This is a genomic window from Haemophilus influenzae, from assembly GCF_019703545.1.
Lineage (GTDB): Bacteria > Pseudomonadota > Gammaproteobacteria > Enterobacterales > Pasteurellaceae > Haemophilus > Haemophilus influenzae_E.
On the sequence record NZ_AP018771.1, the window covers coordinates 96471 to 109165 of the forward strand.

General features: G+C 38.3%; 12 protein-coding genes. 4 read left to right on the forward strand and 8 right to left on the reverse strand.

The window, feature by feature from the left end:
• Positions 1–9 precede the first annotated feature (9 nt).
• Positions 10–324: a DUF721 domain-containing protein gene (locus tag K6J66_RS00460; protein ID WP_038440128.1), complete on the forward strand. Its 315-nt coding sequence runs from the start codon at positions 10–12 to the stop codon at positions 322–324.
• A 27-nt stretch (positions 325–351) separates the two neighbouring features.
• Here the strand turns inward: K6J66_RS00460 and tadA are convergent, their stop codons facing one another.
• From tadA to proB, 6 genes are all read right to left on the reverse strand, one after another.
• Complete coding sequence (gene tadA / locus K6J66_RS00465; RefSeq protein ID WP_038440129.1) at positions 352–873, reverse strand: tRNA adenosine(34) deaminase TadA; 522 nt, start codon at positions 871–873, stop codon at positions 352–354.
• Positions 873–1724, reverse strand: coding sequence for a thymidylate synthase (locus tag K6J66_RS00470; RefSeq protein ID WP_005655835.1), 852 nt, complete (start codon positions 1722–1724; stop codon positions 873–875). The genes tadA and K6J66_RS00470 overlap by 1 nt, the downstream gene beginning before the upstream one ends.
• 10 nt (positions 1725–1734) lie before the next feature.
• Complete coding sequence (gene lgt / locus K6J66_RS00475) at positions 1735–2541, reverse strand: prolipoprotein diacylglyceryl transferase (RefSeq protein ID WP_038440130.1); 807 nt, start codon at positions 2539–2541, stop codon at positions 1735–1737.
• Between the two features lie 8 nt (positions 2542–2549).
• The gene (locus tag K6J66_RS00480) at positions 2550–3344 is read right to left on the reverse strand and encodes a sulfite exporter TauE/SafE family protein (RefSeq protein WP_038440131.1); all 795 of its coding nucleotides are present in this window, start codon (positions 3342–3344) and stop codon (positions 2550–2552) included.
• Positions 3344–3934 carry an RNA pyrophosphohydrolase gene (gene rppH, locus K6J66_RS00485; RefSeq protein ID WP_038440132.1) on the reverse strand — a complete coding sequence of 197 codons (591 nt, stop codon included), beginning with the start codon at positions 3932–3934 and terminating at the stop codon, positions 3344–3346. Before rppH ends, K6J66_RS00480 begins: the two co-directional genes overlap by 1 nt.
• Positions 3935–4014: 80 nt before the next feature.
• Positions 4015–5121 carry a glutamate 5-kinase gene (proB, locus tag K6J66_RS00490; RefSeq protein WP_038440133.1) on the reverse strand — a complete coding sequence of 369 codons (1107 nt, stop codon included), beginning with the start codon at positions 5119–5121 and terminating at the stop codon, positions 4015–4017.
• A gap of 100 nt (positions 5122–5221) precedes the next feature.
• Between proB and folA the strand changes: the two genes are divergently transcribed.
• The 3 genes from folA (at position 5222) to K6J66_RS00505 (ending at position 8591) form a co-directional block, all read left to right on the forward strand.
• Complete coding sequence (gene folA, locus K6J66_RS00495) at positions 5222–5704, forward strand: type 3 dihydrofolate reductase (protein ID WP_005648125.1); 483 nt, start codon at positions 5222–5224, stop codon at positions 5702–5704.
• Between the two features lie 172 nt (positions 5705–5876).
• Positions 5877–7049 (forward strand): EmrA/EmrK family multidrug efflux transporter periplasmic adaptor subunit, encoded by a 1173-nt coding sequence (locus K6J66_RS00500; RefSeq protein ID WP_038440134.1) that lies wholly within the window; start codon positions 5877–5879, stop codon positions 7047–7049.
• Between the two features lie 9 nt (positions 7050–7058).
• Positions 7059–8591 carry a DHA2 family efflux MFS transporter permease subunit gene (locus K6J66_RS00505; RefSeq protein ID WP_038440135.1) on the forward strand — a complete coding sequence of 511 codons (1533 nt, stop codon included), beginning with the start codon at positions 7059–7061 and terminating at the stop codon, positions 8589–8591.
• A gap of 12 nt (positions 8592–8603) precedes the next feature.
• Here K6J66_RS00505 and ftsN read toward each other — a convergent pair whose 3' ends face one another.
• Both ftsN and acrB read right to left on the reverse strand, forming a co-directional pair.
• Positions 8604–9374, reverse strand: coding sequence for a cell division protein FtsN (gene ftsN, locus K6J66_RS00510; protein ID WP_038440136.1), 771 nt, complete (start codon positions 9372–9374; stop codon positions 8604–8606).
• 240 nt (positions 9375–9614) lie between these two features.
• Complete coding sequence (gene acrB, locus K6J66_RS00515; protein WP_038440137.1) at positions 9615–12695, reverse strand: multidrug efflux RND transporter permease subunit AcrB; 3081 nt, start codon at positions 12693–12695, stop codon at positions 9615–9617.

The following is a 12695-nucleotide window of genomic DNA, read 5'->3' on the forward strand; positions in this document are numbered from 1 at the left end:
GCAGACTTTATGGAAAACAAGGCTGAGCGTTATCAAAAAGCAGTCAATATTACGGATGTGCTTGAGCAATCGCCCTTTGCCAAAATAATGAAAAAAGGCCTTGCTATCAATGAACTCAATCAAAAATTTAACCGCATTTTTCCACAGGAATTTTACGGCAAATTTCGTATTGGCAACATAACAGATCATTTAATTTTTATTGAAGTGTCTAATGCTATTGTTCGACAGGGGATTCTATTTAAACAAATTGAATTATTAACACTAATTCAAGAAGAATTTCCGCAAGTAACAGGGTTTGAGATAACGATCAATCCTGGATTTTAAGTTTCAAATATAAGAAAAAATAAAGAATTACTTATCACTCAGACTTTTTAATAATGCTTTCTCTATTTTTTTCTCCTCGCGTCTTTTCTGAAAAAATGTACTCAATTTTTGACTACACTCTTCTGCCAATACGCCAGATGTAATCTCTAAAGTATGATTCATCTTGTAATCATTAAAAAAATGAAAACGTGATCCAATCGCGCCAGTTTTATAATCAGATGCACCGAACACAAGACGTTTAATACGGCTATGCAAAATTGCCCCTGCGCACATTGTGCAAGGCTCTAATGTCACATAAAGCGTGCTATTCAGTAGGCGATAATTTTGAATATTTTTCGCGCCATTACGCAAAGCGATAATTTCAGCATGTGCAGTAGGATCACTTTGAACAATGGAGAGATTCCAACCTTCTCCGATAATATTTCTAGCATCATCCACCAGCACCGCCCCCACAGGAATCTCACCTAACGCTTCCGCTTTATCGGCAAGCTCAAGGGCGTAGCGCATCATTTTCTCGTCAAATTCTGACCGCACTTTTGCTGCATCCATTAGACGGAAAAAGGATATTTAATCGGCTCATGAGATTGATAGCCAACGACTTTAAAATCATCCATCGTGACCCAAGTTTCTAAATCTTCAAGCGTTTTTATATCTGGATTGATTTCTAATTTTGGCAATGGGAAAGGCTCACGTTTAAGTTGTACGTCACGCATTAACTCAAGCTGATCTTCATAAATATGCGCATTCACAATTTTATGATATGCCTTGCCGGCTTTTTTGCCCGTGATCTGAGCCATAAGCGCTAAGAAGGTAAACACCTGAATTTGATTGAAATTCAATCCAAGCGGAACATCACAGGAACGTTGATAACTAGTAAGATGTAAAGTATCGCCCACAAGAGAAAAAGTATGCGTGTGCATACAAGGACGAAGACAACCAAGATCAAATTCCCCAGGGTTAAAAAAAGTTAAAATTTCTCCTCTATCATCAATACCTTTCGTTAAGTTATTAACAATTTTGCGTAGCTGATCGATGGTTTCACCATTAGGTTTACGCCATGCTCTGCCTTGCACACCATATACACGCCCCATATCATCAACGCCTCTACGATGCGGATTTGCAAGCCAAGCTGCATTTTCATTCGCATTAGCATCCCAAGTTTTCGTGCCAAGTGCGCGGAAATCAGCGGCATTGTCATATCCACGAATATAACCTAGAAATTCAGCAATGGCCGCTTTCCAATAACTTTTACGCGTGGTTATCAGCGGAAATTGATTATTCGCCACATCATATTCTAAATCTGCATTAATAACGGTGAGACAGCGCTTACCTGTACGCTCATTGGCAACCCATTCACCTTCATTAACAATGCGACGACAAAGATCAAGATATTGCTTCATAAAAAATCTCCTATTTTATGACCGCACTTTTGCGTGAATAAGCCCAAGCCATAATTAAAGCGCCACCAATAATCATCGGTAAACAAAGTGCTTGTCCTCTTGTAATGACCCCAAAGAAATTTTCAACTTCAGGTTCACGCACATATTCCACAATAAAACGGAAGACGCCATAACCAATTAAGAATAAACCTGCAACAGAGCCCATTGGACGTGGTTTTTTAATAAAAATATTCAGAATCGTAAACAACACCAGGCCTTCTAAAAAGGCTTCATAAAGTTGTGATGGATGACGAGGCAGTAAAAGAGGATCATTCGGGAAAATCATTGCCCAAGGCACATTCGTTTCGCGTCCCCATAGTTCAAGATTAATGAAATTACCAATTCTGCCTAAACCTAAACCAAACGGAATCAAAGGCGCAACAAAGTCAGCCGTTTGCCAAAAATTACGTTTTTGTGAATAGGATGTCCAAATCATAGCAACAATTACACCAATTAAGCCACCGTGGAACGACATTCCCCCTTCCCAAACGCGGAATAAATAAAGTGGTTCTTGTAAGAAATGATCAAGATTATAGAAAAATACATCGCCAACACGTCCGCCAATAAACACCCCCATAAAACCATTGAAAAGTAAGCTATCGACCTGATCTACTGTCCAACCGCTATTTGGACGATTAGCACGGCGAACCGCAAGCCAACGTGCAAAAACAAAACCTAAAAGGTACATCAAACCATACCAACGTAAGCCGATATTACTATCGCCAAGCGTAAAAATACTCGGATCAAAGTGGGGAAGAAGTAAATAATTTGAATTCATAATTTTCCTTATTTCAGAAACATATTGATCGCAACCACAATTAAGAAAAGGGCGAAACCTTTTTTTAAGGTTGAAACAGGCAATTTAGAGGTTGCACTTGCGCCTAATTTGGAAGTAAAAAATGAAGTGGCAGTAATGCCTAACACTGCGGGAAGATAAATATAACCGAGCGAATATTCAGGCATTAATGGATTTCCCCAACCACTCACTATAAAACTAAACATCCCTGATATGCCCAATAACATCCCACAAAATGCAGAAGAACCGATGGCTTGTTTGATATTAATGCCACGAGCAGTTAAAAACGGTACAATAAATCCACCACCGCCAATTCCCGCAGCACTAGATGCCATACCAATCAAAATACCGCCAATTACGGAAGAAAGAGGGGTAAGTGGTTTTGTTGTAACTTGATCTTTTTTAATCGAAAGTACCATTTTTGTGGCTAAATATACCACTAAGCAAGCAAAAATTTTGGCAGAAATTTCACGATCAAGTCTTCCAATGAATAAACCACAAACAAAAACAGAAAGCATAATAACCGGAGCTAAAATGCGAACTGCCTGCCAGACTATGTTACCTAATTTATGATGACGTTGTGCCGATCCAATGCCAGTAATCACAATGGTAGCAAATGATGTTCCAAGTGCGGTAGACATCAACAAAGATTCTGGTACATCTACAATAGGCAGTAAATACACTAACGTTGGCACAATTACTAACCCTCCGCCGATACCAAATAATCCTGCAAGAAAACCCGCTAATGCACCAACAAACAAACAAAGAAGAATAAAAGTGAACATTATTGACCTTTTGATTTGTAAAAATGGCGTTTTGTGTATTTTGTCTGAGAATATTTTTTATTTGCCGAATAAGACTGTGAATTTGCTTCACGAGATGCGGAAAATATTGGTGGATTATCCGTAAATAATACCGAAGCAAACTCTTTCATTACCTTTCGATAAACATCTCGCTTAAAAGACACAACTTGACGAACAGGATACCAAAAACTTACCCAACGCCACCCATCAAATTCTGGCGATTTGGTCGTTTTCATATTGATATTTTTTTCATCGCCAACAAGCTGTAGCAAAAACCAGCGTTGTTTCTGCCCAATACACATCGGCTTGCTATCATAACGCAATAAACGCCTTGGCAATTTATAACGCAACCAATGTTTAGAAACATATAACAAACGCACATCTTTAGGTTGTAAACCAACTTCCTCGTGTAGTTCGCGATACATCGCTTGCTCGGCACTTTCATTATCATTAATGCCACCTTGCGGAAACTGCCACGAATTTTGCCCACAACGCTTCGCCCAAAGCACTTGCCCTTTGCGATTACAAATCACAATACCCACATTTGGACGGTAGCCATCAAAATCGATCACTATCGTTTTACCTTACATTTTTCCTATAAAAATAGCTCAAGATTGTTTCATAAATCAGTGCTTTTATCAACCAAAGGGCATTATGACAAAATAATCATATCATCACGATGCATTGCTACTGCACCGTATTCATAGCCTAAAACATTTTCAATGTCTGCTGATTTTCTACTCTTAATTAATTGTAGGGCATCGCTGTTATAGCGTGGCATACCTAGTGCAATGTCTTTACCCGATTGAGTGCGTATTTTGACTACTTCACCACGCGAGAAACGCCCTTCCACGTTAATAATGCCAGCGGGTAATAAGGATTTATTTTGTTCAAGAATAGCGTTTTGGGCCCCTTCATCAACAGTGATGATGCCTGCCGATGGCGCGGCGAAAAGCCATTGTTTGCGGCTTTCTAATCGATCAGATTGATGTGCAATAAATTTTGTGCCAATATTTTGTTCATAAGCAAGATCAGCGATCACATTTGGACGATTACCCGGTGCAATAATGGTTTCAATTCCAGAGCGAGTGGCAACGTCGGCTGCAATGATTTTAGTCATCATTCCTCCAGTGCCAAGATTTGTACCACTTCCTCCTGCGATTGAGCGAATATGATCCGTGATTTGTTCTACAACTGGAATTAATTTTGCTTCAGGATTTTTACGCGGATCACTATCGAATAAACCTTGTTGATCAGTCAATAAATAAAGTTGTTCCGCTTGAACAAGAATAGCGACTAATGCCGATAAATTGTCATTGTCACCTACTTTAATTTCCGCAGTCGCCACCGCGTCATTTTCATTAATCACAGGAATAATGTGGTTATCTAAAAGTGCGTGTAAAGTATCTCGCGCATTTAAAAAACGTTCGCGATCTTCAATATCTGCACGGGTTAATAAAAGTTGCCCGATATGGATATCATAAATAGCAAATAATTTTTCCCAAGCCTGAATTAATTGGCTCTGACCAACCGCTGCAAGCAGTTGCTTTGAGGCGATAGTGGGTGGTAATTGAGGATGATTTAAATAATGGCGACCCGCTGCAATCGCACCAGAAGTCACGATCACTATACGAAATCCATCATTATGCAATTGTGCAATTTGACGAACGATTTCCATCATATGTGGCGAATTCAGTTTTGGCGAACCCTGAGTTAGCGTGCTTGTACCGAATTTCACAACGATTGTTTTTTTGTTCATAGTCCTTTCCAAGTTCTTAAAATTGGCATTAACGTTATCACTAAATCAATGAAAAATCACTTAATATCAGGTATAGTAACGGCAAATTTTAGGGGGATTTATGACATTTAGTTTAATTGTGGCGACAACATTAAATAATGTGATTGGTAAAGATAACCAAATGCCTTGGCACTTGCCTGCAGATTTAGCTTGGTTTCGTCAGAACACCACTGGTAAACCTGTCATTATGGGGCGTAAAACCTTTGAAAGTATTGGTCGTCCACTACCTAAACGTACCAATATCGTACTTTCTCGCCAGCTTTTTGAACACGAAGGTGTGATATGGAAAGATAGCTTTGAAAGTGCGGTCAATTTTGTCAGAGATTTTGATGAAATTATGTTGATTGGTGGGGGAGAGTTATTCAAACAATATTTACCCAAAGCAGATAAGTTATACCTTACTCAAATTCAAACAGAACTAGATGGCGATACTTTTTTCCCTCAATTGAATTGGGAGGAGTGGGAAATTGAATTTGATGAATATCGTAAGGCAGATGAACAAAATCGCTATGATTGCCGATTTTTAATTCTTACCCGAAAATAAATCAAATAAATGAAACAATACTTCTAGAACATTCATTAATCTAGCAAAAACAAAGAGATGATAATTTCCCCTTGAGTTCCCCTTTTTAAAGTTTCATAATGACCTTTCATTTTATTTTTGATAGTTTTAAATATCCCATTTTTAAACATTATCCCAAATCAGGGAAGACATTATGACGAAAACTGCAATTGAAACTCCATCAAATAAATCTGTATCAAAGAAAACTAATCGTAAAAAAAATTTAAGCATTTTTATTTTTATCTTGCTTATTATTGGTATTGCTTGTGCTTTGTATTGGTTTTTCTTCTTGAAGGATTTTGAAGAAACAGAAGATGCTTATGTGGGCGGTAATCAAGTGATGGTGTCATCACAAGTTGCAGGTAATGTAGCGAAGATTAATGCTGACAATATGGATAAAGTCCATGCAGGTGATATTCTAGTTGAATTGGATGATACGAATGCGAAACTTAGTTTCGAACAGGCCAAAAGCAATCTCGCCAATGCTGTACGTCAGGTAGAACAACTCGGTTTCACTGTGCAACAATTGCAATCAGCTGTGCACGCCAATGAAATTTCTTTAGCTCAAGCTCAAGGCAATTTGGCTCGCCGAGTTCAACTTGAAAAAATGGGTGCGATTGATAAAGAATCTTTCCAACACGCAAAAGAAGCTGTCGAGCTTGCCAAAGCAAATTTAAATGCCTCTAAAAATCAATTGGCTGCTAATCAGGCTTTATTGAGTAACGTTCCATTACGTGAACAACCGCAAATACAAAATGCAATGAGTTCACTCAAACAGGCTTGGTTGAATTTACAACGTACAAAAATTAGAAGTCCAATTGATGGCTATGTGGCGCGTCGTAATGTTCAAGTTGGGCAAGCCGTTTCAGTGGGTGGCGCGTTAATGGCGGTGGTATCTAATGAACAAATGTGGCTAGAAGCTAACTTCAAAGAAACCCAATTAACGAATATGCGCATTGGTCAGCCAGTAAAAATCCATTTTGATTTATACGGTAAAAATAAAGAATTTGATGGCGTGATAAATGGTATTGAAATGGGGACTGGCAATGCGTTTTCTCTTTTGCCTTCACAAAATGCCACTGGTAACTGGATTAAAGTGGTGCAACGTGTACCTGTGCGAATTAAATTAGATCCACAACAATTTGCCGAAATGCCATTGAGAATTGGTCTTTCTGCAACGGCAAAAGTAAGAATTTCAGATTCATCAGGTGCAATGTTACGAGAAAAAGCAGAACCGAAAACTTTATTTGCTACTGATACACTTAAATATGATGAAAGTGCGGTAGAAGATTTAATTGAATCTATCATTCAGCAAAACAGCCATTAAGGCGGTGCTATGGACAATTCTGCAAAAAAATTCCCACCTATTCAAGGTGGCGCGCTGATTTTATTAACGCTGGCTTTATCGCTCGCCACCTTTATGCAGGTATTAGATTCTACGATTGCAAATGTGGCGATTCCTACTATTGCAGGCGATCTTGGCGCATCTTTTAGTCAAGGTACGTGGGTAATTACTTCTTTTGGTGTGGCAAATGCGATTTCTATTCCAATAACGGGTTGGTTAGCAAAACGTTTTGGCGAAGTGCGGTTATTTTTAGTCTCAACTTTTTTATTTGTTGTCTCTTCTTGGCTCTGTGGGATTGCGGATAGTCTTGAAGCATTAATTATTTACCGAGTCATTCAAGGTGCTGTCGCAGGCCCAGTGATCCCTCTTTCTCAAAGTTTATTATTAAATAATTATCCACCAGAAAAACGCGGAATGGCATTGGCATTTTGGTCAATGACTATTGTGGTTGCACCTATTTTTGGCCCAATTTTAGGCGGATGGATTAGCGATAATATCCATTGGGGATGGATCTTTTTTATCAATGTTCCGATCGGTTTGTTAGTTGTGCTAATCAGCTGGAAGATTTTGGGTAGCCGAGAAAGTGAAATTGTTCATCAACCTATTGATAAAGTCGGTTTAGTTTTACTTGTCTTAGGCGTGGGATGTTTGCAATTAATGCTTGATCAGGGTCGTGAGCAAGATTGGTTTAATTCTAATGAAATCATTATATTAGCCGTTGTTGCTGTCGTTTGTCTGATTGCCTTGATTATCTGGGAATTGACAGATGACAATCCTGTAGTGGATATTTCGCTTTTCCATTCTCGTAATTTTAGCGTAGGGTGTTTATGTACTAGTTTAGCCTTTTTGATTTATCTAGGTTCTGTGGTATTAATTCCGCTCTTGCTACAACAAGTCTTCCATTACACCGCGACGTGGGCAGGGCTTGCGGCTTCCCCAGTTGGATTATTCCCAATTTTGCTTTCACCGATTATTGGGCGTTTCGGTTATAAGATCGATATGCGAATTTTAGTGACGATAAGCTTTATTGTATATGCAATAACATTTTATTGGCGAGCGGTAACCTTCGAGCCATCAATGACATTTGTTGATGTAGCTTTACCACAATTAGTGCAAGGTTTAGCGGTGTCCTGTTTCTTTATGCCACTTACTACAATAACGCTGTCTGGCTTGCCTGCGCATAAAATGGCTTCAGCCTCTAGCTTATTTAACTTCTTGAGAACTTTAGCGGGTTCTGTAGGAACATCTTTGACCACATTTATGTGGTATAACCGTGAAGCTGTTCACCACACTCAATTAACAGAACACATTAATCCTTATAACCCAATTTCCCAAAGTTTTTACCATCAAATGAATCAATTTGGTTTAAGTGATACGCAAACTTCAGCTTACCTTGCTCAACAAATAACATCGCAAGGATTTATTATTGGCGCAAATGAAATATTTTGGTTATCAGCTATGGGATTCTTAGGATTGCTTATTGTGATTTGGTTTGCAAAACCACCTTTTGGTACTCAGCATTAAAATAAATATATATTACATACCAATCACAACACAATCGGTAACAGTTTTAGCTCTACTTTGCGCCTGTACTGCAAGCTCTCGAGTATCAAAACTTGCTACACGAACACGGTTCCATTCGCCGTTAGTTTGTATTTGAGCATTTAATCCTGTCATCTGTAAACGACCTTGCAAATTTTCAGCTTGCGCTTGATTTTTGAAAGCACCGCATTGTAAACCAAATTTCTTGCTATCCCGTACATTATTAACCGTTTTTATTTGTTCTACTTTTTTTGCGCTTTCAATTTTCTGTGAGTCTTGCTTTTTAATTGATTCCAATTTTACGATTTCTGCCTCTGTATTTTTCATATCTTCCGTTTTTTTGGATTGAGTTCTCGTTGCATCTTCTATTCTCTGTTGCTCAGCCAGTTTTCTAGCTTCATCAGCCGCTTTTTGATCTCTTTCTATTTGAATTAAAACTTGACGTTGTTCTTCTGTTAAACGCATATTTTGTTCTACACTCGCTGGATTATTATCTACAGGTACAGTACGCGTTTCTAAGGCTTTAATATAACTCCACACTTCCTCTGGACGATTAGGTAACACACTTTTAGGTTGAGCTTTTTCCTGTTGTGTTATAGCTTGCTGCACGCTTACCTTACTGTTCTGATTTTTCAACAAATAAAGTCCAACAACAAAAACTAGAACAATAAATAAAGCAAGAAAAATCAAGACATTTGTATTCTTTTTCTTATTTTTTTTCTTATTATTTGAGCTACGACGCGCAGCAAAATCTCGATGTGCCACAATAAATTCCTAGATTTGAAGTGATAATTTTAATAATTCAACAAAATTCGCTAAGTTTACTGAAAAATAGTCTTTAAATAAAGACTAACATAAGTGGATTATTTATATAATTAACAGAATAAAAAATACCGCACTTATGCAGGTTATGCTCAAAAAAGTTGGATAAAACAACTATTTATAAGTACGAAGTACGAATTACGTAAGATAACCTAAGTGCGGTTTGTTTTTTCTATGTTTTAATTAGTGGGTTGTTTTATTTTCATCAAAAACCGGTAATGGTTTGTGTTCAGTTGCGACATAGCTATATACCACAGGCAAGACGAACAAGGTAAAAATAGTACCAATGGATAATCCCGCTACAATCACTATCCCAATACTAAAGCGAGATACCGCTCCTGCACCTGTTGCATAGAGTAATGGAATTAAGCCAGCTACCATTGCAGCAGTTGTCATTAGAATTGGACGCAAACGCACTTTTGCCGCGTGAGTGATTGCCTCAATACGAGTTTTACCATAGTTTAACTGTTCTTCTTTTGCCACTTCGCACATTAAGATACCGTGTTTGGTGATTAATCCCACGAGAGTAATCAACCCAACTTGAGAGTAGATATTTAATGTTGTTCCTGCGATGCTAAAGAAGGATAAAATATTTAAGCTCACCAATGCACCACTTACGGCTAATGGTACGGAAATCATAATTACCATTGGGTCACGTATAGATTCAAACTGAATGGCAAGTACCAAGAATATGATGATAACAGCCAATGCAAAAGTGACGGCTAATGCGTTGCCTTCTTGGACTAATTGACGTGCTTCAGATTTAAAATCAAACGTATAGCCTTGCGGTAAATTGTCTGTTGCATGTTGTTGAAGCCAAGCAATGGCATCACCACTTGATGTACCCGGCATTGGTACAGCACTGATTTCAGCCGAATTTAATTGGCTGAAACGCGGTAATGATGTTGGCTGAGTTTCTAATTTCATACTAATAACACTACTTAATGGCACTGATTGACCATTAGATGCAGTTAAATAATAATTTTGGAAACTTTCTGGCGATAAGCGATCATCTCGTTTTACCTGCGAAATGACTTTATAAGCACGCCCATCCACATCCACACGCGTAACTGTCGCACCAGATAAGAAACTCCCTAAAGTATTACTGATTTGTTGCATCGTGATGCCGTAAGTTCCCGCTTTTTCTTTATCTACTGAAATTGTCATTTGTGCCGTGTCATAGGTCAAATCTAAATTTGTATAAATAAATTTGCCAGAGGCTTTCATCGCACTGAGGAATTTCTCTGCGGTGTTTGCCAAAGATTTATAATCTTGTGCAGTTTTCAATACAATAGAGACTGGAGCGCCTTGTTCCCCTGTATCAATTTCAGGAATGTTAAATGCTGATACTGACACTTCTGGAATTGATTTTGCTTTTTCATTAATTTCATTCATTATTGCGGATTGTTTACGTGAACGTTCTTTCCAATCTTTCAATGTGATGATATTTAACGAGCTATTAGAAGTTGGCGCGCCAGCAATGCTCATACCAAAAGAGACTTCGGGTGTTTCCATTACATTTTTCATATATGGTTGCATTGCATTTTGAATGTAATCCACATTTACGCTAGATGGCGCGTTACCAATTGCAATAAATGCGCCTTTATCTTCATTTGGCGTTAATTCACTAGAAAGTGAATTAAACAAAAATGGGAGCGTTGAGAAAATCACGACCGCAAAAGCCAGCATTGATTTACGATTGAGCATAACGAGATCAAGCATGTATTCGTAAACACGATTTACTTTACCTAAGGTATGTTCTACGCGTTCTTCCATCCATGTTGGTTTAGCATTGGATTTGAGTAACTTACTACTCATCATTGGCGATAACGTTAATGCCACAACACCAGAAATAAATACTGCACCAGCAAGGGTTAAAGCAAACTCTTTAAACAATGTGCCGGTAATGCCGCCCATTAAAGCCATTGGCGAATAAACCGCGATCAACGCAATAGTCATAGAAATAACAGGGACTGCAATTTCACGCGTACCAATAATTGCTGCTCGGAATGGCGTTTCTCCCGCTTTAATATGACGATCAATATTCTCCAGCACCACAATAGCATCATCTACGACTAAACCTATGGCAAGAATTAAAGCAAGCAAGGTCATTAAATTAATAGAAAAGTTGAAACTTTGTAGCAGCATTAATACGCCAATAAGAGAAATTGGAATAGCCAATATTGGAATTAAAATGGCACGGAACGAACCGATAAACATTAAAATTACTACTAAAACGATCAAAGTAGCTTCACCAATAGTTTTTATGACCTCGTGAATAGAGCTATTAATGGCAATAGTGCGGTCATAAAGAATATCGCTTTCCATACTGTCTGGCAGTTGTGTTTTTATACTTTCATATAAAGGGCGAATTTTTTCTGCGACAGTCAAAGGGTTTGCTGTTGAGGTTGGATTGATGGCTAACACAACGGACTCTGCGCCATTTGCCGTAGCACGCGAATTATCACTTTCTTTATTTAATTCAACGGTTGCAATATCACGCAAACGCACTAAATCATCGCCATTTGATGAAATAATTAAGTTGCTGAGTTGTTCCACTGATTTCGTTGTAGTCTCCACTTTATTACGATAACTCACATAATAGCCATTATCGTTCCCCGCAGCCGTTTGTACATTATTTGCAGAAAGCGCAGACATCACTGTTGGCACAGAAAGATTTTGAGCTGCCATTTTTTGTGGATCAAGCCAAATACGTAATGCATATTCAGCTGCACCAAATACCTGTACTTCGGCAACACCTTCAATGGTAAACAACTGTGGTTTGACTACACGATTGATGTAATCAGTTACCTGACTAGAATCTAGTTTTTTAGATCGGAAACTGATATACATAATACCGCTCCCACCTGAAGAAGAGGATACACTAGGATCTTCAATACCATTTGGTAATGCTGACTTTACTGCATTCACTTTGGCTAACACATCTGCTAACGCTCCTGCAGGATCGGTATTTAATTTCATTTTTATTGTAATAGTCGAACTACTAGGCGCACTAGTCGAAGACATATAATCAATATTATCGGCTTGCGCGATAGATTCTTCCAATTTTGACGTAACAAATGCTTGGATTAAATTCGCATCTGCCCCTGGATATGCGGTACTCACTGTAATGACTGTAGTAGTCATTTTAGGGTATTCACGCACTGCCAATTTCGAGATTGCTTGCAACCCTAAAATAATCATTAACAAACTAATTGAAACTGCTAAAACAGGACGACGAATAAATATATCGGTAAATTTCAT